This is a genomic window from Bacteroides sp. HF-162 (genome assembly GCF_015679285.1).
Taxonomy (GTDB): domain Bacteria; phylum Bacteroidota; class Bacteroidia; order Bacteroidales; family Bacteroidaceae; genus Bacteroides; species Bacteroides uniformis.
Genome location: NZ_CP064937.1, coordinates 533942 through 560768 on the forward strand (window position 1 = coordinate 533942; position 26827 = coordinate 560768).

16 protein-coding genes are annotated in these 26827 nt (G+C 50.9%); 5 read left to right on the forward strand and 11 right to left on the reverse strand.

The window, feature by feature from the left end:
* Positions 1-124: 124 nt before the first annotated feature.
* The 5 genes from ITJ87_RS02135 to ITJ87_RS02155 all read left to right on the forward strand — a co-directional run bounded on the left by ITJ87_RS02135 (position 125) and on the right by ITJ87_RS02155 (position 9661).
* Positions 125-3160: a TonB-dependent receptor gene (locus tag ITJ87_RS02135; RefSeq protein WP_117964740.1), complete on the forward strand. Its 3036-nt coding sequence runs from the start codon at positions 125-127 to the stop codon at positions 3158-3160.
* A gap of 84 nt (positions 3161-3244) precedes the next feature.
* Positions 3245-4765: a RagB/SusD family nutrient uptake outer membrane protein gene (locus ITJ87_RS02140; RefSeq protein WP_196096307.1), complete on the forward strand. Its 1521-nt coding sequence runs from the start codon at positions 3245-3247 to the stop codon at positions 4763-4765.
* A 277-nt stretch (positions 4766-5042) separates the two neighbouring features.
* Positions 5043-7379, forward strand: a complete 2337-nt coding sequence (gene bglX, locus ITJ87_RS02145; RefSeq protein WP_117964772.1) for a beta-glucosidase BglX — start codon at positions 5043-5045, stop codon at positions 7377-7379.
* Between the two features lie 39 nt (positions 7380-7418).
* Positions 7419-8282: an endonuclease/exonuclease/phosphatase family protein gene (locus ITJ87_RS02150; protein WP_117964738.1), complete on the forward strand. Its 864-nt coding sequence runs from the start codon at positions 7419-7421 to the stop codon at positions 8280-8282.
* A 14-nt stretch (positions 8283-8296) separates the two neighbouring features.
* Entirely contained in the window at positions 8297-9661 is a 1365-nt protein-coding gene (locus ITJ87_RS02155; protein WP_117964736.1) for a glucoamylase family protein, read from the forward strand.
* A gap of 153 nt (positions 9662-9814) precedes the next feature.
* On the opposite strand, the gene ITJ87_RS02160 is transcribed toward ITJ87_RS02155, so the two are convergent.
* The 11 genes from ITJ87_RS02160 to ITJ87_RS02205 all read right to left on the reverse strand — a co-directional run bounded on the left by ITJ87_RS02160 (position 9815) and on the right by ITJ87_RS02205 (position 26503).
* Positions 9815-12343 carry a TonB-dependent receptor domain-containing protein gene (locus tag ITJ87_RS02160; protein WP_117964734.1) on the reverse strand — a complete coding sequence of 843 codons (2529 nt, stop codon included), beginning with the start codon at positions 12341-12343 and terminating at the stop codon, positions 9815-9817.
* A gap of 146 nt (positions 12344-12489) precedes the next feature.
* Complete coding sequence (locus ITJ87_RS02165; protein WP_117964732.1) at positions 12490-13785, reverse strand: DUF4010 domain-containing protein; 1296 nt, start codon at positions 13783-13785, stop codon at positions 12490-12492.
* 34 nt (positions 13786-13819) lie between these two features.
* Positions 13820-14287, reverse strand: a complete 468-nt coding sequence (locus ITJ87_RS02170; RefSeq protein WP_117964730.1) for a CYTH domain-containing protein — start codon at positions 14285-14287, stop codon at positions 13820-13822.
* A 19-nt stretch (positions 14288-14306) separates the two neighbouring features.
* Positions 14307-14441 (reverse strand): hypothetical protein, encoded by a 135-nt coding sequence (locus tag ITJ87_RS18875; protein ID WP_005830349.1) that lies wholly within the window; start codon positions 14439-14441, stop codon positions 14307-14309.
* An 80-nt stretch (positions 14442-14521) separates the two neighbouring features.
* On the reverse strand, positions 14522-15637 hold the full coding sequence (gene prfB / locus ITJ87_RS02175) for a peptide chain release factor 2 (protein WP_005830350.1): 1116 nt from the start codon (positions 15635-15637) through the stop codon (positions 14522-14524).
* A gap of 114 nt (positions 15638-15751) precedes the next feature.
* Entirely contained in the window at positions 15752-16504 is a 753-nt protein-coding gene (locus ITJ87_RS02180) for a carbohydrate-binding family 9-like protein (protein ID WP_117964728.1), read from the reverse strand.
* Complete coding sequence (locus tag ITJ87_RS02185) at positions 16501-17904, reverse strand: family 10 glycosylhydrolase (RefSeq protein WP_005830352.1); 1404 nt, start codon at positions 17902-17904, stop codon at positions 16501-16503. Before ITJ87_RS02185 ends, ITJ87_RS02180 begins: the two co-directional genes overlap by 4 nt.
* A 5-nt stretch (positions 17905-17909) precedes the next feature.
* Entirely contained in the window at positions 17910-19136 is a 1227-nt protein-coding gene (locus ITJ87_RS02190) for a DUF5009 domain-containing protein (RefSeq protein ID WP_117964726.1), read from the reverse strand.
* An 11-nt stretch (positions 19137-19147) separates the two neighbouring features.
* A complete protein-coding gene (locus tag ITJ87_RS02195; RefSeq protein ID WP_117964724.1) occupies positions 19148-21598 on the reverse strand; it encodes a glycoside hydrolase family 9 protein in 2451 nt (816 codons plus the stop codon).
* 214 nt (positions 21599-21812) lie between these two features.
* A complete protein-coding gene (locus ITJ87_RS02200; protein ID WP_016272451.1) occupies positions 21813-23414 on the reverse strand; it encodes a SusD/RagB family nutrient-binding outer membrane lipoprotein in 1602 nt (533 codons plus the stop codon).
* Positions 23415-23428: 14 nt separating this feature from the next.
* Entirely contained in the window at positions 23429-26503 is a 3075-nt protein-coding gene (locus tag ITJ87_RS02205) for a SusC/RagA family TonB-linked outer membrane protein (RefSeq protein ID WP_117703849.1), read from the reverse strand.
* Positions 26504-26827: the final 324 nt, after the last annotated feature.

Genomic DNA, 26827 nt, shown 5'->3' on the forward strand with positions numbered 1-26827 from the left:
TTTAGGTAAGAGGGCAGTCCGCAAGAACCGGGCTGCCCTTTTTTAACACCGTCACCAAATCTTTTTTGCATTTTGATTGTTCAGAGGAGAAACTGAATGATTTATCCACTAAAAAATCAATGTAATGAAGAAGAACCTAAACCTTCCCAAGAAGAAAACCGGAAGACTGAGAAACCTGTTTCTGACGGTGTGCCTGCTGGCAAGTACCGCCGCATCGGCGCAGGAGAAAACAGTAACCGGTACCGTGACCGATGCCCTGGGTGACCCGCTGATTGGTGCCACCGTATTGGTGCAGGGAACCTCCAATGGCGTGATTACCGACATAGACGGCCGGTACTCCATCCAGGCCACCCCGGAGAACACATTGGATTTTTCCTATGTAGGCATGGTGAAGCAAGCTGTCAAGGTAGGCAGCCAGTCGGTAATCAACGTCCAGATGAAAGACGACTCGCAGATGCTGGCCGAAACCGTGGTCATCGGTTATGGCAGCGCCAAGAAGCGAGACCTTACGGGCTCCATCACCAACATTAAAGGCGACGAAATCGCCAACAAGCCGGTGGTCAACCCCGTATCCGCACTACAAGGCAAGATTGCCGGCGTGCAGGTGATAAACTCCGGCAAGGCAGGCTCCGACCCGGAAATCCGTGTACGCGGAACAAACTCCATCAACGGCTACAAGCCACTCTATGTCGTGGACGGACTGTTCAACGACAATATCAACTTCCTGAATCCGCAGGACATCGAATCCATGGAGATACTGAAAGACCCGTCGTCGCTCGCCATCTTCGGTGTGCGCGGTGCCAACGGTGTGATTATCATCACCACCAAGAAGGCGAAAGAGGGACAGACACGCGTCAATATCAACGGCTCGTTCGGTTTCAAGTCCGTCACCGACAAAATTGCACTGACGGATGCCGAAGGATTCAAACTGCTGTACAACGAACAGTTGAGGAATGAAGGCAACCCGGAATACAACTTCTCGGACTGGACGGGAAACACCAACTGGCAGGATGAAATCTTCCAGACCGGGTTCATCACCAACAACAACATCAGCATCACGGGTGCCTCGGACAAGAACAGCTTCTATCTCGGTGCGGGCTATGCTTACGAGCAAGGCAACATCAAGCACGAGAAGTACAGCAAAATCACGCTGAACATCAGCAACGACTATAAAGTGACGGACAACCTCAAGGTAGGTTTCCAATTCAACGGGGCACGCATGCTGCCCGCCGACACGAAGAGTGTGGCTACAGCCCTGCGCGCAGCTCCGGTGGCGCATGTATTCAACTCCGAGTACGGCCTCTACACCTCACTGCCCGGATTCCAGAAGGCACAGATGAACAACCCGATGGTGGACGTGGACCTAAAGGCGAATACCACGAAAGCCGAGAACTACCGTGGCTCGGGCAACGTGTACGGTCAATGGGATTTCCTGAAAAACTTCCAGTTCAAAGCCATGTTCTCGCTGGACTATGCCAGCAACAACACGCGGACGTATACCCCGATTATACAAGTGTATGACGCAAGCGTCGAGGGAGACATAGCCACGCTGGGCAACGGAAAGACCGGAGTGTCCCAAGCCAAAGAGACGGAAATGAAGGTACAGAGCGACTATCTGCTGACCTACACCAACTCCTGGGGAGACCACAACGTGACGGCCACAGCCGGTTTCACCACCTACTACAACAAGCTCGAGAATCTGAACGGCGCCCGTACCCAAGGGGTAGGCCTGGTCATTCCGGACAATCCCGACAAATGGTACGTAAGTATCGGCGACGCAGCCACCGCCACCAACGGCAGTACGCAGTGGGAGCGCTCCACCGTGTCCGTGCTGGCACGCGTGCTCTACAACTACAAGGGCAAGTACCTGTTCAACGGCTCCTACCGCCGCGACGGTTCTTCCGCCTTCTCCTACACCGGCAACCAGTGGCAGAACTTCTACTCCGTCGGCCTGGGCTGGCTGATGAGCGAGGAAGCATGGATGAAGGACATCACCTGGCTGGACATGCTGAAACTGAAAGGCTCATGGGGCACACTGGGCAACCAGAACCTGGATCGTGCCTATCCCGCCGAACCGTTGCTGACGAATGCCTACTCCGCCGTGTTCGGTACCCCGTCTGCCATCTATCCGGGCTACCAGCTTGCCTACCTGCCCAACCCCAAACTGCGCTGGGAGAAGGTGGAAGCCTGGGAAGCCGGTGCAGAAGCCAACTTCCTCCGCAACCGCCTGCACTTTGAAGGGGTGTACTACAAGAAGAAAACCAAAGACCTGCTGGCCGAAGTGCCGGGCATCTCGGGCACCGTACCGGGTATCGGAAACCTCGGCTCCATCGAGAATTCGGGCGTAGAGCTTGCCTTGAGCTGGCGCGACCGGATAGGCGACTGGAACTACAACATCGGTATGAACCTTGCCACCATCAAGAACAAGGTACTGAGCCTCGTGCAGGAAGGCTACTCCATCATAGCCGGAGACAAGCAGCAGAGCTACACAATGGCAGGATACCCCATCGGCTACTTCTACGGCTACAAGGTGGAAGGCGTCTACCAGACCCAGGAGGAGATTGAGCACTCTCCCAAGAACACACTGGCAACCGTCACCCCGGGCGACCTGAAATTCCGCGACGTGAACGGTGACGGTGAAATCACCACGGCAGACCGTACGATGATTGGTAATCCTACACCCGATGTCACCTACGGCTTCACGCTCGGCCTGGGCTACAAGAACTGGGAGCTTGCCGTTGACATGATGGGGCAGGGCGGCAATCAGATTTACCGCACGTGGGACAACTACAACTGGAGCCAGTTCAACTTCATGGAGCAACGCATGGACCGCTGGCACGGCGAGGGTACCAGCAACACCCAGCCACTGCTGAACACCAAGCATACCATCAACAATCTGAACTCCGAGTATTACATAGAGGACGGCTCGTTCTTCCGCATCCGTAACATGTCGCTGGCATACAACTTCGACAAGGCGCTGATTTCGAAGATAGGCATGCAGGCACTGAAGCTCTACGTGAACATACAGAACCTGAAGACCTGGAAGCACAACACCGGATATACCCCGGAACTGGGCGGATCGGCCATCGCTTTCGGGGTGGACGACGGCAGTTATCCGATGCCGGCGATTTATACGTTCGGATTTAATCTGACGTTCTAAAAGCCTCTCCCCTAAATAAGAAAGAGTAACTTCAAACCTCCCCCGACCCCTTCAAAGGAAACGGGGAATGAAAAATATAAATTTATGAAACTGATAAAATACATATTTACATTGCTGGTGGGTGCAACAGCCCTCTCACTGACATCCTGCAACGACTTCCTGGACCGCGACCCGCTGGGGCAGTTCACGGAAGATGACTCTCCTAACGCCCTTGTAGGCGGGAAGATATTCAACGTCTACTACCTGATGCGCTCGTACGACATCACTGCCGGTATTCCTGCTTTTATGGTGCACATGGTGCGCAGCGAGGACTCCGAGAAAGGCAGTGATGCCGGCGACGGCAGCAACGAGGTCGCCATGTGGGACGACTTCGAATACACTGCCTCCAACGGCCCTCTGAGTGCCTATTGGGGACAGAACTACAAAATCATCTACCAGTGCAACGAAATCCTGGACGACATTGAGAAGAGCGGACACAAGGACGACACCGAAGCCATCCGCAACCGTGGCGAAGCGCTCTTTTTCCGTGCCTGGTGCTACTTCAACCTGGTACGCGCCTTTGGCGAAGTGCCGCTGGTCACCATCAAGGTAGTGGAAGCCTCCGATGCCAACGTGCCCAAGACCACGGCGGAAAAGATATACGAACAGATTGACAAAGACCTGACCGAAGCCGAAGAATGCCTGCCCCTGCGGTGGGACAGCGACTATACGGGACGGCTGACCTGGGGCGCCGCACGCTCCCTGCACGCACGCACCTATATGATGCGGAACGATTGGGACAATATGTACACAGCCTCCACCGAAGTGATAAAGTCGGGCATCTACAACCTGAATACACCGGTCGACAAAGTCTTCACCGTAGAAGGGGAGAATTGCGGTGAGAGCATCTTCGAACTGCAATGCGAAGCCACCGATGCCATGAAAGAGGATGCCAGCATCGGCAGCCAGTTCTGCCAGGTGCAAGGGGTGCGCGGAGCCGGCGAGTGGGACCTGGGATGGGGCTGGCACATGGCCACCAAACTGATGGGAGAAGCTTTTGAACCGGGCGACCCGCGCCGGAACGCCACATTGCTCTACTTCCGCCGCAGCACGGACGAGCCCATCACACCGGAGAACACCAACCAGCCTTATGGCGAGTCACCCGTATCCACCGCCATGGGTGCCTACTTCAACAAGAAGGCCTACACGGACCCGACACTGCGCCGCAAGTACACCCGCATGGGTTTCTGGGTAAACATCCGCCTCATCCGCTACCCGGACGTGTTACTGATGGCTGCCGAAGCCGCCAACGAGAAAGGGCTAACGGGCGAAGCCGCCGGGTATCTGGAACAAGTACGCGCCCATGCCCGCGGCACACTGGCAGACGTGCTTCCGAAGGTAGAATCTGCCAGCCAGTCTGTGCTGCGTGACGCTATTCGCCACGAACGCCGCGTAGAGCTGGCACTGGAACCCGACCGCTTCTACGACCTCGTGCGCTGGGGCATTGCCAAAGAAGTGCTGCAAGCTGCCGGAAAGAATTACCAAGACAAGAATGCGCTGCTGCCTCTGCCCCAGACAGAGATAGACAAATCGAACGGAGTACTGGTGCAGAACCCCGACTATTGATACCCGGCCAAAGGAAACAGCCGGCCCAATCAATGGCAAAAGGTCTGTTTCATAACTTACTTGCAATCAAAGCACTGCAAAGGTGTTGCAGTAGCACTGCACAACAGTTGCAGTGTCGCTGCAAAGCAGTTGCAGTAGCGCTGCAAACCGTTTGCAGTATCACTGCAGAGAAATTGCAGCACCGTTGCAAAGAAGTCATAGCGCTACTGCAATAGAGTGACGGCAATCTAAAAACAATGAAGGGAACATACTTACAAACAATTAATTCAATATGAATATGAAGAAAATTTTCAAGAGAACAAGTCTGCTGCTCGCGACCGCTTTAATAGGCGTCACCGCCACCGTGCAGGCGCAGAAGTCTCCGCAGGACATGGACCGCTTCGTCGACGCACTGATGCGCCGGATGACTGTGGAAGAGAAAATCGGCCAGCTCAACCTGCCCGTGACCGGAGAGATCACCACCGGTCAGGCAAAGAGCAGCGACGTGGCCAAGAAGATTGAGCAGGGGCTCGTGGGAGGGCTTTTCAATCTGAAAGGAGTAGCCAAGATACGCGACGTACAGAAACTGGCCGTAGAGAACTCCCGCCTGGGCATCCCCCTGCTGTTCGGCATGGATGTGATACATGGCTATGAGACCATCTTTCCCATCCCCCTCGGCCTCTCCTGCACGTGGGATATGGCAGCCATCGAGCAGTCTGCCCGCATCGCCGCCACAGAAGCCAGTGCCGACGGCATCTCATGGACCTTCAGCCCGATGGTGGACATCAGCCGTGACCCGCGCTGGGGACGTGTATCCGAAGGGTCGGGCGAAGACCCGTTCCTCGGAGGTGCCATCGCCCGCGCCATGGTGTTGGGGTATCAGGGAAAAGACCTGAACGACCAACTGACACGGAACGACGAAATCATGGCATGCGTCAAGCACTTCGCACTGTACGGTGCCGGAGAAGCCGGACGCGACTACAACACCGTAGACATGAGCCGCAACCGCATGTTCAACGAATACATGTACCCCTATGAAGCAGCCGTCCATGCCGGAGTGGGCAGTGTAATGGCCTCTTTCAACGAAGTGGACGGTGTGCCCGCCACAGCCAACCGCTGGCTGATGACAGACGTGCTGCGCAAACAATGGGGGTTCAGCGGTTTTGTGGTGACCGACTTTACCGGTATCTCCGAAATGGTGGAGCACGGCATCGGTGACCTGCAGACCGTTTCCGCCCGTGCGCTCAACGCCGGTGTGGACATGGATATGGTGAGCGAAGGTTTCGTGGGCACGTTGAAAAAGTCGCTCACCGAAGGCAAAATAACCATGAAGACGCTGGATGCAGCCTGCCGCCGCATCCTTGAAGCGAAATACAAGTTAGGGCTGTTCGATGACCCTTACAAATACTGCGACCTCAGCCGTCCCGCACGCGACATCTTCACCCGCAAGCACCGCGACGCTGCCCGCCGGATTGCCGCCGAAAGCTTTGTGCTGCTGAAAAACGAACCTTTTGAGGGACAAGGCAAGAAGTCTTCTCGTCCTGTCCTTCCCTTAGAGAAGCAAGGCACCGTCGCCGTCATCGGCCCTCTGGGCAATACCCGCAGCAACATGCCCGGTACCTGGAGTGTTGCCGCACGCCTAAACGACTATCCCTCTCTGTACGAAGGACTGAAGGAGATGACAGCCGGCCGGGTGAACATCACCTACGCCAAAGGCAGCAACCTCATCGGTGATGTAGCCTACGAGGAACGCGCCACCCTATTCGGCCGATCGCTGAGCCGGGACAACCGTACGGATAAGGAACTGCTGGACGAAGCTTTGAAGGTGGCCTCCGGTGCCGACGTGATTGTAGCCGCCCTGGGCGAGTCTTCCGAAATGAGCGGTGAAAGCTCGAGCCGTACCGACCTCGATATCCCCGACGTGCAACGCACCCTGCTGGAAGCCTTGCTGAAGACCGGAAAGCCCGTTGTACTGACCCTCTTCACCGGCCGGCCGCTGACGCTCACCTGGGAGCAGGAACATGTGCCCGCTATCTTGAACGTATGGTTCGGTGGCAGTGAAGCAGCATACGCCATCGGCGACGTGCTGTTCGGTGACGTGAACCCAAGCGGTAAGCTGACCATGACTTTCCCGAAGAACGTAGGGCAGATACCTTTATTCTACAACCACAAGAATACCGGTCGCCCGCTGGCTGCCGGTAATTGGTTCGAGAAGTTCCGCAGCAACTATCTGGATGTGGACAATGAACCGCTGTATCCCTTCGGATACGGGCTCTCATACACCACTTTCCAGTACAGCGACATCGCCCTCAGTACCCCGGTCATGGGGCAAAATGGCTCCACCACTGCCGTAGTCACCGTGACCAATACCGGTAAGCGTGACGGCGCAGAAGTCGTGCAGCTCTATATCCGCGACCTCGTAGGCAGCATTACCCGCCCCGTACGCGAGCTGAAAGGCTTTGAAAAGGTGTTCCTGAAAGCGGGCGAAAGCAAGACCGTATCCTTCAAGATTACCCCTGAGCTGCTCCGCTTCTACGACTACGACCTCAACCACGTGGCCGAACCAGGAGAGTTCGATGTGATGATAGGTGGCAGCAGCCAGGCAGAAAAGACAGCCCGACTGACGCTGAAATAAAATAAAATATTTAATATTGCACTCTAAAAACAAGAAAACATGAGATATACTACTTTACTCCTTTGTTTTTGCAGCATTCTGCTCCTTGGCAGCTGCAAGAGCCAGCCCTCCGTACAGAACGGACAGCCGCTGGAAGTGATGACGTTCAATGTCCGCCTGGATATTCCTTCGGACAGTGTAAACAACTGGAATTACCGCAAGGGTGACGCCTGCCGTATGATAGCCTACTACAGCCCCGACTTGCTGGGCATGCAGGAAGTGCTTCACAACCAAATGGAAGACCTGAAACGCGGGCTGCCGCAATACACAGCACTCGGCGTGGGGCGCGACGACGGCAAGGAAGCAGGCGAATACTGCCCGATATTCTTCCGGACCGACCGGTTTACACTGGTGGAATACGGCAATTTCTCCCTCAGCGAGCAACCCGAAACTATCGGCATCAAGGGCTGGGACGCTTCCTACAACCGTGTCACCACCTGGGCGATACTGCAGGAAAAGAACAACGGACAAAAGTTTGTATATTTCAACACCCATCTGGACAACGACGGAAAGACAGCCCGCAAAGAGGGCGTGCAACTCATTCTCGACAAAATCAAGGAGATAGCACCGGGCATGCCCGCCATCATCACCGGTGACTTTAACTGTACGCCCGGTGAAGAACCTCTGCAAACGCTGGAAAAGGGAGGAATGGAAAATGCCGCAAAGACAGCTGCCGTCACCTACGGTCCGTCCTGGTCTTTCCATGACTTCGGCCGCCTGCCGGTGGAGGAACGCGTACTGCTGGACTATGTCTTCGTGACCAAAGGCGCAAAGATAGACCGCTACCGCGTTATCCAAGACAAACCGGAGAACAGCTACCTTTCCGACCACTGTCCTATACTTGTTGAATTGACCGTGCAATGAATATAGATAAGTAAATGATAAAAAAACAAGTAAGCATTGGTACAATAAAAATACAATACAGTTTATTATTGTTCCTGCTGTTGCTCGGTTTCACGCAATGCAAAAGCCCCGCCGCCAAAGAAGACCGGCTGAGCGACGATGCCCTGATGGACACCGTGCAGCGTCGCACCTTCAACTACTTCTGGGAAGGTGCCGAGCCCAACAGCGGACTGGCACGCGAACGCATCCACATGGACGGTGTCTATCCGGAGAACGACCAGAACGTAATCACGTCCGGTGGAAGCGGTTTCGGCATCATGGCTATACTTGCCGGTATAGACCGCGGCTATGTCACCCGCCAGGAAGGGCTGGAACGAATGGAGAAAATCGTCTCCTTCCTCGAAACCGCCGACCGTTTCCACGGTGCCTACCCGCACTGGTGGTATGGCGATACGGGCAAAGTGAAACCTTTCGGGCAGAAAGACAATGGCGGCGACCTGGTAGAAACAGCCTTCATCATGCAGGCCCTGCTCTCCGTCCACCAGTACTACATCGACGGTTCGCCCGCCGAGCAAGCCCTCGCCGCCCGCATCGACAAGCTGTGGCGCGAAGTGGACTGGAACTTCTACCGCCAAAACGGCCAGAACGTGCTCTATTGGCACTGGAGTCCGGAATACGGTTGGGAAATGAACTTTCCCGTACACGGTTACAACGAATGCCTCATCATGTATATCCTTGCCGCCGCCTCGCCTACCCACGGCGTGCCTGCAGCAGTCTATCACGAGGGCTGGGCGCAGAACGGGGCCATTGTAGACCCTCATAAAGTGGAGAATATCGAGTTGCATCTGCGCTATCAAGGCACAGAAGCCGGACCGCTCTTCTGGGCACAATACTCGTTCCTCGGCCTCGACCCCATCGGGCTGAAGGATGAATACTGCGCCAACTACTTCGACGAGATGCGTAACCTGACGCTTGTGAACCGTGCCTACTGTGTCCGCAACCCCAAGCACTACAAAGGTTTCGGGCCCGACTGCTGGGGACTGACAGCCAGCTACTCCGTCAACGGATATGCCGCCCACGCTCCCAACGAACGCGACGACCAGGGAGTCATCTCTCCAACTGCCGCCTTGTCATCCATCGTCTATACTCCGGAACAGTCGTTGCAAGTGATGCGCCACCTCTACGAGATGGGAGATAAGGTCTTCGGCCCCTATGGCTTCTACGATGCTTTCAGCGAAACGGACAACTGGTTTCCGCAGCGCTACCTCGCCATTGACCAGGGCCCGATAGCCGTCATGATTGAGAATTATCGGTCAGGGCTGCTGTGGAAGCTCTTCATGAGCCATCCGGATGTGCAGAAAGGGCTGAAGAAGTTGGGGCTCTCAACAGTCAGCAAGTAAGTTACTATCATAAAAAATCCCCTTCTGAAACTTGTATTCTCTGAAGAATAGAGAGGTACAAGTTTCAGAAGGGGATTTTTAGCAATTCAACACCCTAAATCCCGTCCATCTGTTGTGTCCTACGAGTCATTTGCCTGACAATGTATTTACAACTTATTCACCACCACCGGAACCGCTGCCACCGCTCTTCACATCATCATTGCTGATAGTGCGCGCAGCCTTTTTCACGCTTGCCTTCAGCTCACCGATACGGTAGCTGACGCTTATGCCGAAACGTTGGCGGCTGTACTTATAGTTGCTTTCACGTATAAAACCGTTGCCTTCGGTGGTGGAGCTTTGGTCCATATACTTCTTGAAGAAGTTGCTGGCAAAGGCAGACAAGGTGAGGCGCTTGTCCAGGAAGGACTTGTTGACGCTCAAGCCATAATCAAAGAAGCTGCTGCCCTTACCTTGCAGCATAATCCACGGCGTCTGTCCGAAGACATTCAGACTGATGCGCCAGTCATGGGGCAGCGTCTGCTGTGCACCGCCGTAGGCAAAGAGGCTCCAGCCATCGTTACGCATGCCTTCACTGCCCTCCAGATAAGAGTAATTGCCGCTCATGTTCATGTAGATACGTGTACGTGGAGTGGCATTCCAGTTGACGTAACCGTTCACACTGGCATAACGGGTCTTGCCGATGTTGGCATAGGTAGAATAAAGCACATCCTTGCCCGTGGGGTTCTTCAATCCCTCAATCTCCGTATCGGGCATGAGCCTTGTCACATTCTCAATACTGTTGTTGGTAAACGAGTAGCGGGCCGAGATATTGATGTTGAACTTCTGTGTGAAGTTACTGTAACTCAAGTTGAAAGCATGGCTCTTCTCACTGTCCAGTTCCGGATTACCCTGGCTGATGTAGGAGGGATCCGTATCATTCAGATAAGGATTCAGAGACCAGATTCCCGGACGATAGATACGCATGTTGTATCCCAAACGCAGATTGGACATATCCGTCAGCTTGTAGCCGATGGAAGCGGAAGGCACTACGTCGTCAAAGTTCTTTGTGAAATCCTCACCCCGGCCCACCAAATACTTCACGTCTTGGATGGTATGCTCGTAGCGCAATCCCAAACGGCCCGAAAGTCTCTTCACCTTCAGCCCATATCCCAGATAGGCGGCAATGATATCGTTTAAATGCTTGTAGTGCGAGCTCTGGTCTTTGTTGTATTCATACTTTCCGGTATCGTCCGCATCAAAACGGTCGTCTTCCGAAGAGTTGTTGCGCAGAATGTACTTGGCGCCTGCCTCCAGTGTATGCAGCTTACCGATAGGCGTGGTATAGTCGGCTTGGAACGTATGCTCCGTGGTATTCTGCTCACCGTCGTTATGCAGGTTCTTCAAGCGGTTCAGATAGTCTGCCCAATCGGGGTTATAGCCATTGTCTATTTCATATTCCGTATAGGAATCCGATGTTTGCGGACGGGTGTTTATCTTGTAAGAAAACGTCAGCATACGGTCCTTCACCTTGAACAGACGCTGGTAGTCTACACCTCCGTCGATAGAATACCAGGAAGACTTGCTGCGGTTAAAGGCAGAATAACTGTAAATGGGAGCAGCGTTCATGCTCTCCGGGAAAGTGGCGATGTAGTCCGTAGAGCCGTTACTCTTATTCCCACCACCCCAAAGTCCGAAAGACATGGTAACCAAGCGTAATGTATCTATTTCGTAGCTGGCCTCCATGCTGCCCGACTGGAAAGAACCGTGTCCCTTGTTGCTGCCGTCATAGTCCAGATTGGAAGAATTCTCCGTAACAGCTTCCGGTGTCACATGCTGGCTACCGCTGTTATAGTTGCGGGGCTGATCGTTGTAGTTGTAATTGTAGCGGGCGCTGACGGTCAGCTTGCCACTCTTGATGGTACCGAATGTCCCGCCGCCTGCACCGCGATTGCTGACGTTGGCACTGAACGTAGCCGTATAGCCTTCGACTCCGCTGCCCACGGTGACGATGTTCAAAATCCCTCCCACACCTTCGGCGTCATACTTGGGGCCGGGATTGGTTATCACTTCAATATGCTTGATACTGTTTGCAGGCATACTCTTCAGCACTTCCGTCGGATTGTTGCTCATCATGTTGTTGGGCTTTCCGTTGACGTATACCTTGAAGCTGCTGCTCCCGTTCACCTGAATATTGTCCTCGCCATCCACCGTTACCAACGGTACCTTGCGAAGCATTTCCAGCACAGAGTTCGATTGGGCGTCAGGGTCGTCCTGCACATTGTACTCTATCTTGTCGATATCTGCCTTCACCAGAGGCTTCTGAGCTACAATCTCCACTTGTCCCAACTCATTGGAGGCATCTACGATATACAGCGTACCGAAGTCCACCAGCTTCTCCCCTGCCTTCACAGAAAAGTTCTTCACGATGGGAGTACGTCCCACGGAAGTGATGGTCATCACGAAGTTGCCCGTGCCGGGTACTTTCTCCTGAAACTGACCTTTCATGTCCGTTACCAGCATTTTCAGCGCTTTTGCAGGAGCCTCTTTCTTCACGATTTTAATGGTAGCATAAGGTTCACCCTCCTGGGTGAGCGAGTCTAGCAAAATTCCTTTAACCTGAAAAGAAGTGTTTGCCGTGTTTTGCGCTGCAACCAGGCCCGAAATCATCAGCATCCATAGCAGCACAGTCCATTTGATTCTCATTGCGTTTTTATTTTTAGTGACTATTCTTTATTGTCTTCGTATTAGACGTTTCCCGTTCGAGTTTTGTCACAGTGAATTCGACAAAAATAGCCTCTTTTCATGCATTTACGAGACTTTCGGAGTTAAAAAAGCAAAAAGAAAGCTATTTAGAGAAAATAGAAGAAAAGTAACAGACAGATATTTATGGCAATAACACAACCAAATCCCCCCAATATCCACGGGCGCAAAGGGCTTTTCCTGCCGGCAAAAAATAACGCATAGCACATGTTCACCGCTATATTGCTGACAATAGCCTGCATACTGCAAGCCGTAATCACCAGCACCGCCACACTGCCTGTTCCTTGAAGCAGGTTCAGAATGAAAGGAGTAATATCACTGAACCCCGAAATGAAAGAGAGCAGGTTCAGTCCACCCGTACCGGCATACACCAGCGTATAGTGGGTCAAGATAGTGAACACCACAAACAGCATGGCAAAAATCAGCGCTACCTTGAATTCCAACGGGTTACTGCTGTCCTCGTTCTCCGTGTCACGCATGCCGTCGTCCACCCGTTTCCGCTTGGAATGCAGATACCATGCCACGGCTGCCGTCACCACCGACATTATCAGCAAGTAGGGATAAATGACCAGTAGCGTCTCCCGGCTGAAAATACCTATCAATATCAAGAAACGGAGGAACATCATGCTGACCGCCAACAACATGGCCGCCACATATTCGGGAGCATCCTGCGCAGACGACTTACGGCTCTTTCGCGCCAGTACGGAAATGGTAGCCGTGCTGCTGTACAAGCCTCCCACGATGCCCGAAACCAGAATGCCCGACTCATGGAAGACGTAGCGCTTCAACAGATAAGAAAGGTAGGAAATGCCCGATACAACCACTGTGGCCAGCCAAATGCTGTATGGCGTCAGGTTGATGCCGGGAATAAGGTTCTCATTGGGCAGCATCGGCAGGATAATGCCGCTGATGGCAAGGAACTTGGCAAGCGTAATCATCTCGTCGTTCTTCATGCGCTGGGCCAGTTCCGTGAAGGTATGCTTCAACTCGGTGAAGAGCAGGACGGTCACTATGACCATGACGTAGAACCACGACGGCTGCGTGGCCACAATGGGAGCAATGCAGTAGGTGATGAGTGCAATAATGATGGTGGTTACTCCGAACACATGGTACTGTGACTGCTTCACATAATAGTTCAGTCCGAGCAATAGCCCCAGAATGGCTCCTCCTCCCATAAACAGACGATAGCCCGTAGGGTCGAGAATATAGAGCAGATAGCCCAGAATGCCTATAAAGGTGAAGGTGCGGTCGGTACCGAAAAGCGTAGTCTCCCCTTCGCGCTTCAAGCTGATTTTACGCTGTGAAAGCCCGATGAGTAAAGAGAATACGGTGACCAAAAGGAAGGTGACCAGTTCTCTTGGCAGGTAGTCGTAAAGTTTCTCCATGACGATTAAACAAGTACGGCATACAATTGGTTTGCTACCACGTGGTGAAAGGGTGTTTCATCAGCTGCGAGTTATAGTAGCGGATGTCTCCCGTCACCTCCCGTCCGATGAATGCAGGTTTCACGAAAGGCTCGTCTTCCGAGGAGAGTTCCACCTCAGCCACAGTCAGCCCTTCGTTCTCGCCATAGAACTCGTCCACCTCAAAAGTATGCTGTCCGCTACGCACAAGGTAACGGGTCTTGTCGATGATACCCGGTTCGCACAATTTCAGCAGTTCCCGCGCTTCGCACAGTGGGATTTCCTTTTCCCACTCGTAGCGGCTGGTTCCCGATTCATTGGATGCACCCTTGATGGTGAGAAATCCCCGCTCATCACGGATGCGCACCCGTACCGTCCGTCCACGCGCACTACTGATGTATCCTTGTACGATACGGCTGTGTGCATACGCTTGTGGCTTGTATTCTCCCGTCACGAGGAATTTCCGTTCTATCTCCTGCGGCATGTCGTTTCCAGTGATTTTATCAGCCCCAGTAAGAGTAAGCCACAAACATGGCGATGACCAATACAATGGCTATTACTCCCATCGTCATCATCACTTTCTTGGCTTGTTGCTCTTCCTTCTGGCTGTGCATTGCTTTCTTCTTACTTTTTCCCATGGTGTGTTTTATAGTTTAAAGTTCAACGATGAACAAAGTAAGAAGAAATTCGGGAAGAATGCAAATGAAAGGGAGAAAATTTATTCGCCACTTCCTGCAAACTCCATCAGGTAAGCTTTGATGAAGCCGTCTATCTTTCCGTCCATCACACCGTTCACGTCGCTGGTCTGGAAATTGGTACGGTGGTCTTTCACGCGGCGGTCGTCGAAGACGTAGCTACGAATCTGGCTACCCCATTCGATTTTCTTCTTACCGGCTTCCACCTTTGCCTGCTCGGCCATGCGGTGCTGGAGTTCCTTATCATAGAGCATGGAACGAAGAAGGCGGAGAGCGTTCTCGCGGTTCTTGGGCTGGTCTCGTGTCTCGGTATTTTCAATCAGGATTTCTTCCTCTTCGCCCGTATATGGGTCCTTATACTGATAGCGCAGACGGACACCGGACTCTACCTTATTGACGTTCTGTCCACCGGCACCACCACTTCGGAAGGTATCCCATGACATGCGGGCAGGTTCGATATTCACCTCGATGGTATCATCTACCAAGGGAGTGACAAACACGGATGCAAAAGAAGTCATACGCTTGCCCTGGGCATTGTAGGGCGAAACACGCACCAGGCGGTGCACACCGTTCTCACCTTTCAGATAACCGTAGGCATAATCGCCGGAAATCTCGATGGTACAAGTCTTGATACCTGCCTCGTCTCCTTCCTGCAGGTTGGCGATGGTGGCCTTATAGCCGTGAGTCTCGGCATAGCGCAGATACATACGCATCAGCATGCTTGCCCAGTCCTGGCTCTCCGTACCACCGGCACCAGAGTTAATTTTCAGCACACAGTCCATCTGATCGGCTTCCTCGCGAAGCATATTCTTGAGTTCGAGGGCCTCGACAGCAGTGATTGCCTTGGCATAGGCATCGTCCACTTCCTCTTCAGTCACCAGTTCGTCTTTGTAAAAGTCGAAAGCCAGTTGTACCTCGTCAGTCAAGGTCTTTACCTCATTGTAGCCAGAAATCCATTGCTGCAAGCCTTTCACTTTCTTCATCTGAGCCTCGGCAGCCTTCTGGTCATCCCAGAAACCGGGAGCCTGGGTGCGGAGCTGCTCTTCTTCCACCTGTATCTTCTTTCCTTCAATGTCCAGATAGCGGTTCAACGCCTCGGTACGTTCTTTGATATCTTTCAGTTGTTCTGCGGTAATCATATATGCATTTACAATTTAGGAAGTGCAAAGGTATAAAAAAACACATAATTCCGCAATTGTCAATCCAATAAGTAATGCTAACGGCAAATGATTCCACCAAAACACCCTAAAGATTTATTCAAAAGACAAGGTGCCGAAAAAGGCCGGACAGTGGAACATGGGGCGTTCCAGCCCGATAGGACTCCAAGAAAGGAAGTGGGGAGTCTGGAGTTTGTCACCACACTTGTAGAAATTCCCTTTCATTGTTTTTCCGTCCAGAGAACCGACGGAATGCTGGAAGAAAGCGGAAACGGGAATAACCATGGCCAGTTCCCAGCTGCACTCGCCCAAACGTTCCTCGAAAGGTTCGCCGCCCAACGAGCTCCAACGTTTCACCATGCCCAGCACTTCTTGACTCGCCGTAGGACGGCGCTCATTGATTGCACCTCCCTGAATCAGCAGCCTGCCGGCGCAGTTACATTCGAAATTGTAATAGCGGTCGTCACCTTCGGGAGATACGAAGAATTCCACACAAGCATCTTCCCATACCCGGCCATTGTCTCCGGAGGCCACTGCACGCACACTGGCTTCCTTCACTTTGTAGTGGAGCAGGATTTCGCGCCCCGTATGGGCTATGCGGAAACTCACTTCCGGCTTGTAGGGATAATCTTTCCAGTTGACCACATCAAGGGGCTGAAACTCTATCCCGTTCTCGTCCAGCAAGGACGGCACAGCCTCACCTTCCGGTGAAGCCGTACACATTACTTTCTTTACACACAAGCTCTTTCCACTCTGGGCATTGCAACAAACCATGCCTACCATTGAAAACACCAAGAGCAGAAGGAGTTTGCTCCCGTAATCTCTCACTATCATAAAACGTCCTTTCATTTCTTATTAGTAGAAGCCTTGTCTGCTACTGCTACATCCCAACCGGAAACAACGTCGCCGTAAAGATAGAATGTCACGTCAAAAGTAGTCTTGCTATTCTCATCCACCACTTGGTAGCAGCGTGTCGCGTCATAGGAATCCACCTCCTTGTACTCGCCCAATGCCAGCGGAGCCGGCTCTTCCTTGCCGGCAGCCTTGGCTATGATTTGCTGCATGCGTTCCTGCATCAGCTTCATAATGCCTTCATGCTTGAAGGGGTCGGGATCCGCCACTTCGGGATGGGTAGCCTTTATCACCCCGCCATTGGCGGCACGCACGGCTCTGACACTGTCCGTATAAGCCTTGAACTGCCTCTTCACCTCCGGAGAACGCAGTCCATGAATGGTAAATACGGCAATTCCCTGGGCGCCGTTGTTGAGAGCGGCATCCATGCATTCGAACATCATCGGGCCGTCGGTGGCGGTCATGCCGCAGTACAGTGTAGTCATATCGTTCTTGTCGCGTACATTCTCAACCGTACAGTCGGAAATGAAGCTGGCATCACCCGTATAGAAGGTATGGTAAACCATCGGGAACACGATGTCGAGATTCCATTTGCCCCAGTCCTGACGCACCATGCGTGAAGCCATCTTCGGGGTGGGGAACGGGGAGGCAGCCATTGTCTTGCCGTAGGAATGCACCACTTCGGCAATCATATTGGCCACTTCGGTTATCTGGTCGCAACGAAACTGGCGCCACTTCACATCGAGGGAAGGGTCTTCCTGCTCGCGGGGGTCATAACCGTACTGCTCCTTGAACAACCTGAGCATTTCCGGATGGTAACCGTAATCCCACGCAGCGTATTCACGGTCCTGCACAATGCCATAATGGGGCCACAAGGTGGTGGGAAGCACCACATCCACAAAACGATGATAGTCGATGGCAATGCCATTCAAGCCTTCCACTTCGCAGTAGGCCTTGATTTTTTCCTTGATGAACTCGCGGACTTCGGGCAATGCCGGGCAGAGAAACTTGTAATAGCCTACATAGGCGGTAGTGTCTGCCAGGCTCTTGCCGTTACGATTCACGCTGAACCATTCGGGATGCTCCTTCAATATCTTGTCACGGTCGTGTTCCAGATTCATGGTCCATAACCAGGCATACACTTCGATTCCGTGTTTATGGGCAACCGGTATGGCAGCCCGGTAATCGTCGGGAGTCGGCGCATTCAGCATAATTCCATCCATGCCGATGTCGTTCATCACTTGGCAGATGGAGTCGAAGTTCATGCCGGGACGATAGTCCAGCCACGTCCAGAACATGGGATATTCCTTGGTTGTTTCCTTAGCTCCCTGCTGGCACGAGAACATGCCCAGCGCAAGGAACAGCAGCAAGAATGCAGGTAAAAAGCTCTTTTTCATTCTATCTAAATTTTAAGTTTAACATGCAGTTTTTCCATCACCCAGGTAACGCCGATTACCACAAAGGCAAAACAAAGGCAGTTGACCAGCCCCATGAATCCATGTGTGAACCAGTCCGGCAGGACAACACCGGTCACATCAGCAAAGCCATAGAAGACATAAGGTACCAGATAAGTGGTCAGCGTAGCCGTTCCGGCAGGGCGTATCAGGTTGAACCAACCTGTGACCTGATGGCTGACCAGATAGCCGAGCAGTGTGTAGAGCCCCACGGAAATGGCAGTCACATAGAACACCCAGGGAGGAGTGCCACCCATCTTGGCCACAATCCAGAAATGGTGTGTCCCAATTCCGACCAGCAGAAGCAGAACGGCAACCGTCAGCCCATTGCAGAGTTTCCAGCCGTCACCCTTGCCGGCATAGCGGGCGCTGAGAATGGAAAGGATGACACCTCCCATTGTAAATGCGGGCAAAGCCCCGTTGCCGATATGCAGAATGGACAACATGCCCTGATAGAAGTTGCGTTCGGGAAAGGCAAGGATAGCCTCACCGCCAAAGCCCTCGCGCAAAGGCGTACCCAGCAGGCATATCAGGATAAAGGCACCCCAGGCAGGCAGCAGATACTGCAACCGGTCACGGCTGAAGATATAGATTACGGCACATACCAGATAGGTCCAGCCGATGGAGCCCAATATTCCCCAATAGGCACCGAATGCACCTCCCTGCGGATTGCGGAACGTGAAGGCAAGGTAAAGGAGAACCAATACTCCGATTATTTTAAAAGCACGGAAAAGGTTCTTCTGAGTGCCGGAAGCCGGTTTCGGATATTGGTTCCACACACCGATAAAGCCTATGGCCATCAGGAACCAGTATACTCCTATCGGATAGGGAGCTTCCGGTGAAAGCCGGAACTCCGAGTTCGTTATAAACGCACCCATCACCAGCAAGGCAAAGGTGCGGGAAAGGATATGCCCCAAGGTGGACTCTGCCGAGAAGCCCTTGGCATATCTGCGCTCAATGGCGTAAGGTATGGACATTCCCACTGCAAACAAAAAGCAGGGGAATACAATATCCGCCAGTCCCATAAAATCCTCACCATAGACGGCATGTTCCAGCCAATGGGGTACGTCATGCACTTTCCAGAAGTCATTGACGAAAATCATGATGAACATGGTCAATGCCCTCAGCATGTCGATGGCCAGGTTGCGCCGTGAATAAACAGTCTTGTCACTCATATCATCTTGCTTTAGAATTCAGAAACCAACATCAGCCATCTGGCTGCCGAAGAGCCCCACACCTCTTTATAAGTAGCCGTATTGAACTGTGGCCAATAGGGCGTGTCCTCATTGAAATAGGACTGCATACCTACGGGTATCTCTCCTACCGTTTCTCCGGGCAATGCCGTGTAGAGCTGCGGATAGTTGCTGCCTTCCCCATAAATCATGGACTGTCCGAAAGGATTCCTGCCTACAACCCAGAAGAGCTGCTGTTCGGCAATGTCTTTCAGTTCCTTGTCCTTCAGTACCCTGGCACAGATAGCGGCAGCTTTACCGGTAGACAAATGTACGGCAATATTTCCCTTAAACGAGAACCAGACGGGGAATATGCGCAAATAATGCTCTTTATCCAGACGAATACCGTTTTCGAGTTGTTCCTCGAAATCCTTATCGGCACCGCTGCGAATCCCTACCTGAACGGCGTAGAAGTTGGCGGAATCCTTCACTTCATCTTTGTGATAGATGCCACTGGGCACCATTCCATAAGGATATACATACTTCATGATATTCTTCAGATAACCGCCATAGAGTTTCATGGCACGAATCCACTGCTCATACTCGGCATGACCGGACTGTGTCTCGCAAAGGGCGGCAAGGGCTTCCATATAGGCATAGTCGCGGGACTGGTGGGTATAATGTACAATGGACTTCCTGGCCAAATCACGGTAGAAGAAGCCGCAGGTCTTGTCTTTGTCTTTCAGCGGTTCGGTGCGCTGGCACTGCAAGGTGTAGCGGATAGCCTTCACGGCCTCATCGGCATACTGCTGTTCGCCGGTCAGCTTGTAGAGCATGCTGGCTGCCCATGAAATATTGGCGTGATACTGGCTTTCGGATGCCATGGCGGCATGTCCCCCACCCTTCTTTATCAGTTCGGCAAAGCCCAACTCATTAAAGCGTTTCATGGCATAACCGAAGTCTTCCTTTGCAATCTTTTTCAGATTGCTCCTGAGGGCTTCATCCTTCTCAACCATCATGGAGGCATACGCTTCAATTCCTGCAAGCAGGAAGTTTTCCAAAGCTCCGTTATGGACAAGCAGTTCACGGCGGCCGGCATCGTCGTCGGTACCTACCTCACCGTCAGTCCATAGATTGGTACCCCACGTCTGTGCACGGTAACCATCGCCCAGCCGGGTCTTCATCACATAGTCCATTCCCCACAAAGCCTCTTCCATCAGGCGGTTGTACAAGTCGACATTGCCTTTTTCTTTGGCGCGTTCGGCCATCAAGAGCAAGGAATAGGCTATTTCTCCCGTCTGTAAGGTCTGTTGGGACATGTCGGCAGCATCGTGCCATCCTCCGTTTATAGGAATAATATGTCCGTTGTAAGTGGCATGCAAGTCATTATGACAAGCCCCGTGCTTTCCGGGAACGGGATAACCGCAACGTTCGCAAAACAGGAAGTTGACCATCCGCCAGGCAGAATCCTCCCACACATCCTTATGGATATAGAAAGGCAAGGTGGTGACATCCCCTACCTGAATGACGTAACGTCCCTGCGTCTTGAAGTCGGAAAAGTCTATCGTCTCGAACTCTCCCAGACCGGTCTTTTCCTTACGGATGGGGCCGGTATAGACAATGGCCTGCGTCGCGGCATCCTTCAACTGGAACTGTCCGCCGTGCTTTTCCACATTGACAATGGCGCTCTTGGGACTCTCTATGCCATAACCAGTAGTAGAGAAGATGATGCGGTTTTGTGCGGGCATCCAGCCTTTCACGGTTTCCGGATTCTCCACTTTCTGCAATTCCACGGCATCCACATCGAAACGGAGGGAATCTCCCATAGTGCGTTCCTTGCCGAACACTTCGATAACAAATGAAATCTTGGTCACCTTGTCGCGCGCCAGCCCGGACATCTCGACGAAACATTCGTTCCATTGGTTGTTTTTCAAGTTGATTTCGTGGTATCCTTCCCGACCGTAAATGTCGGGTACTTTTATTTCTCCGTCATTTTCCACATAGAGGTTCAGGTAAATGCTGCGTGCCCCTTCGCACGTGGGATAGATATAGAACTTCAGACGGTTGTAACCTTCCCAGTTCACACCTCCTATATCATAAGAGGCCATGCAAGTGCCACGTCCCAACCCCCAGCCGAGAATCTTCTCCGGATGGGCAGGAGCTTCCAGACGCAGGCTATGCTTGCCAGACTTGCTCCGTTCATCAGTCAAACCAATCTTACCGATGCCCTTGTGCGACCATTTGGAGAAATCCTCCATATCACACAGCATCATAGTTTCCAACACTTTCTTTTTCAAGCCGAATGTCTCGAAAGCCTTTGTCTCGTCGAGCGGCAACGGACTGTGCACGTAACCCGTACTGACGATGTCGGCTTTCAACTTTTCATCTACTTGGGCATGAAGCCAAACAGCCGGGGTACAAAGCAGACCGGTCAACAAGCAGAGAGGTTTAATGATATTCCTCATATACAGTAAATAAGTTTAATTCAATTTTTCGCACGAAACTTGTTCTTTTCAGCTAACATAAATCAAGCTACAATATTAAGCAAGAATAGTCAGACAGAGGTTTAAACTCTATCTGAAGATATTTGAAATCTATCAAAATAAAATGATTCCCTTTCAAGAGATTAAGGAGGTATGCCGAAGTTGTCTCCGGCATACCTTTTACTCAGTAAGGATATCAGAAATTCGATTTGTTCACATCCCAGAATACACGGGTTGCCGCATTATCAGGACCACCAAGCATTTCGACAGCTTTGGCATAACCGGTAGGATTATTGTCCTTTTCATTAATGGTGAAAGGCAAACGACGTGGTCCAAGGTCAGTATCAATTTCACCCTGGCTGTAATTTACCATCACTGGGAATAGTTTAGGATAACCGGTACGACGCAACTCGGCCCAACCGTTCATACCTTCGGGATAGACAGCAATCCAGCGCTGTGTAGCAATCTTGGCAAATTTCTCCTCGTTGCTCAAAGACTCATCCCATTGAGCGGTCACCTTGCTTTGACCTTCGATACTGGCTGCCGGAATAATAGGATCCACATAAGCAGCAGCAGTAGTAGTGCCACTCAAATAATCGCCTACAGCAGCTCCCCATTGTTCAAACGAAGCCTTCACTCCCTTCTCGTACAAATCCTTAGCAGTACCTTTACCATTCACATTCCAACCACGCAGGGCAGCTTCAGCTTCCAGAAGAATCGTTTCACCGGCAGTAGCCAAAATAGCCGGAGACGTTGCAACCAGATTAGGTTTGCTCACAATCGCCTTGTAATTATCCGAGTTCTTGCCCTCTTCCAAACCTTTCACACCATTACGGATACCGAAGAAATCACCGTCAGCATTTGTTGTGGCATACTTTTCCAAACGGGCATCATTCATCCCTCCCAGCAGAGAGGGAATATTGGCATTGAGCACACAGTCGCCATAGCTGAAGGCCAGGCCGTAAAGCGGGTTCACATAACCGTTTCCAGCAATACCAAAATTCGCATCATTGGTTTCAATCAGCCCATTACTATCATTCATGGCAGCCTCAGCCTCGCTCTTTGCCCATGCAGCGTCGTATTTCACGATACGCATGGCCAGACGCAAACGGATAGTATTACACAATTTGGCCCATTTATTGAGGTCACCCCCATAAGCATAGTCAAACGGAGCGAACGAAGCCACATCTTTGTCCTTCACTGCACGCAGTTCATCAGCAGCCTCCCTCAGTTCTTCAAAGAACTTCTTGTAAACATCCTGCCCGGAATCATAAGTACCACCTGTAGCCGATTCACCATAATGAGTATAGATAATACACCCGTATTGATCGGCCAAACGAGACATGGCTATCACACGACAAATGGTATTGATGGCTGCGAAATGGGAATATGTCTCCATGTCTTTCTCACATTTGCGCGTAATTTTAAGACTCTGGGACATCACATGATTATAAGCATAATCCCAGCAGTTATCATTCCATCCGGCATTCATCGCATAAGTAATGTTATTTACATTACCTGCAAAGGCAGTAGCCGTACTTACATAGCCCGACCACATATCCGCATTCAGATTCTGTATCAGCTGATATTCCCACGGATTAGTACCACCGCCATTATTATAATAGATGGACTGCATCATCGGAATAAAATGCATGCCTATATAGTTGTTGTCCTGCTTCAATTCTTCGTCACTTACTCCTTTCGGGTTGGTATTCAAGTCATCGAATGCACCGGTACATGCGGTAAACATGGAAGCTGCCAGCAACGCAGTTGCCGTATATTTCAATATATTCTTCATAATTATAAGTCTATTTAAAAGTTAACCTTCAAGTTGAAACCTATCGAACGGTTGGTAGGCATACCAAACACATCGACACCCTGCAAACGGTTGCTGGTAGACAGCATACCATCGGGATCATAAGGAGCATTGTTCTTGAAGAAGAACAAGTTACGGCCCACCAGCGAAATTTGTGCACTCTTGATAACACCAATCTTAGTCAGCCATGCCTGGGGCAGATTGTATCCTATGGAAAGTTCGCGCAAACGAATATTAGTGGCACTGTAAGTATAGTACTCTGTCACACCGGCACGTCCGCCCACCAGATTATAAAAATCTTGTATAGCCTGCTCTCCGGATATCTTATGCCCTTCGAGCATCACATATCCACGGTCACGTGCATCACCGGTAGCCTTGCTCACACCTTGCTGGTCAAGGTCGGCTTCTGTCAGTGACATCACTTTACCACCAAAGCGTCCGTCAATAAGGAAATACAACGAGAAGTCTTTCCAGGTAAGCGTATTGCTCCATCCTAAATTGAAATCAGGATTTGAGTTACCCAGCTTTTTAGGATCGGATTTGTTCACCAATGGCAGACCGTCATCGCCAAACTTGATTTTACCGTTATCATCACGTTCAAAAGTTGTTCCGTAGAAGTCGCCGAACGAACCACCTACTTCCAGACGGCTCCATACATTATTACTCTCACCGCCACTGAATTGGAAATATCCCAATGCTTCACCGGCCAATGCTTTGGCTTCGTTCTTGTTGGTGGCAAAGTTGACGCCGGTTTTCCAACGGAAACTATTGGTCATCACCGGAGTGGCGTTCATCATAATTTCTATACCACTGTTCTGAATGTCACCTGCATTTACATAATAGGTATTATACTCTGAACCGGAAGGAGCGGGCAAGGTGAAGAGCTGGTTCTTTGTATTCGTCTTGTAGTAAGTAAAATCAAACTCCAAGCGGCTGTCAAAGAAGCGCCATTCGGTTCCAAATTCCAGAGAAGTCGTCTTTTCAGGTTTCAACTCATCAAAAGGAGAAGTTGTATTAAAGCTGATACTGCCGTTCTTTGTAATCGTATTAAGTGGATTGGAGAGATAGGTATCCAAACCGTTACCTACTTGTGACCATGCACCACGGATTTTCCCAAGACTAATCCAGGAAGGCAACTTCAAAGTTTCGTTGAGCAACCAGGTAAGACCTACTGACGGATAGAAAAAGCCCTTGTTCTTATACTTGGTATAGGCCAAGGTAGAAGTCCAGTCATTACGTGCCGTCACGTCAAGGAAAAGCTGGTCTTTTAAACCAATCTGACCGGTAAAGAACACGCTCTGGCTTTGTGTATGTTTTCTCCAATCACTCAAAGAGCCTGCATTGAGAGTCACATTCTGCATCGTAAATACATTGGGAATGGAGAGTGTACCCGGATAGGAATCGAAACCGGTTCCATTGCCATTATAATCATTGATACTGCCACCGACTGATGCATTAAAGCTGAAATTCTCGAACTGTTGTTGATACGTAAAGAGGACATCTCCATAAGTAGAAAGTTCACTTTGCTCATTATAGCTGTAACGGCCATTGGTTCCGGTTCCAGCAGCATTCATACCGCAGAGGATAGGGCTGGTACCTGCATACATACGGGTATTGTCTTTATCCACTATATAGTCGGCGCTACCACGAGCCTGGATACTGAAATAATCGTTAATCTGGTATTTCACACTCAGGTTTATCAAAGTACGGTACCTCGTATCTTCATTAGGCACTTTGTTGATAAGCCAATAAGGATTTTGCTCCATATCGGTTCCGGAAGTCTTATACCAGTTTTGATCCATAATATTACGTCCGGTATTCAACACTTGATAGTTATCCTTGTAGTAGTTAAAATCTTTACCACCCTCTACACCACCACGCGGGAAGTGGTACAAACCGACCAAAGGATTCATATAATAACCTCCTGAAGTGGTACGGTTGTTTCCTTTCTGATACATGGCATTGACGTTGGCATCGACCGTCAACTTATTATTGAAGAAATTTGCTGTTTCGCGGAAATTAAAGTTATGTTTCACCAAACGGTTGCCTTCTACCACACCCTTGCCGTAAGTATTGGCATAGGAGAAATAAGTCTGCATAGCCTTTGAACCCATACTTAAAGAAAGAGAGTTAATAGTGGTAACACCCGTCTTGAAGAAATCGTCAGTATAGTCGGGACTACCGTTTATCTTACCGCCCCAGCTGGTCGTTTGGCCGGTATAATGATTCTGGAATTCGGGAATACCATAGGCAGCCATATCAAAAGTGGTATTGGTATTGAAAGAAATGCTGGCACGACCTTCTTTACCTCTTTTGGTATTGATGATTACCACACCGTTGGCAGCCGAGCTACCATACAAAGCGGCTGCCGCAGGACCTTTCAAGATATTCATACTCTCAATATCATCGGGATTCAAATTGGAGATACCGTCGCCACGGTCGTAGTTACCACTGTCATTATCACCACCAATGGTAGTTGAAGTATTTTCGTTAGTGGAGGAACCGAACGGCACCCCGTCTATCACGTAAAGAGGCTGATTATTACCGCTTACAGAACGGTTACCACGGATGATGACCTTGGAAGAACCACCCAGACCGGAAGAACTCTTGTTGATTTGCACACCTGCCGTCTTACCGGCCAGCGCATTCATCATGTTGGGGTCCTTGGCACGAACCAATTCGTCGCCGTTCACCACTTGAGTAGAGTAAGTCAGTGATTTTTCTTTCTTTGCAATACCCAATGCCGTTACCACCACTTCATCCAGTAGCTTGGCATCATTCTTTAATGTGACTCTTATCGTTCCCGGAGTGATGGGAACTTCTTGTGTTATCATACCTACGAAAGACACTTGCAGTGTCGTGGCACCTGCGGGTGCATCTGTAATAGTGAATTTGCCGTCTAAATCTGTTACGGCTCCGGTAGTACTTCCTTTTACCAATACGGAAGCTCCGATAATCGGTTCATTGTCTTCAGCTGAAATAACGATACCGGTAATGGGGGAATTTTGGGCTGCTACCCAGCTAATGGCCGCCATCAGGCAAACCAAGGTTAGCATAAGTCTTTTTTTCATAAGCTGTTTTTCGGAAAATAAATATTAGATTAAATATGTGTTAAGTTAATAAACAGATTCTCGGAAATCTGTTATCCCGATCGGCCAGTCTGATTGACTGTTCCTCTCATTTCTTCTTCTTTGTATGCTTCATAGGCTATTAGTATGTTACGGTTAATATTTAAGCTTATCCAAATGTCTTTATTCTGCAGATTTCTTTCAAGCTCTCGTATATAAAACCGGGGGCACAACCGCAACCCTATCGGAAAAGGACGAATTATTTGCTAATAAAAGTTAATGAAGAAAAGCTGCTGGCAGAACCGGTGCTTTATTGCATGGTTTTAA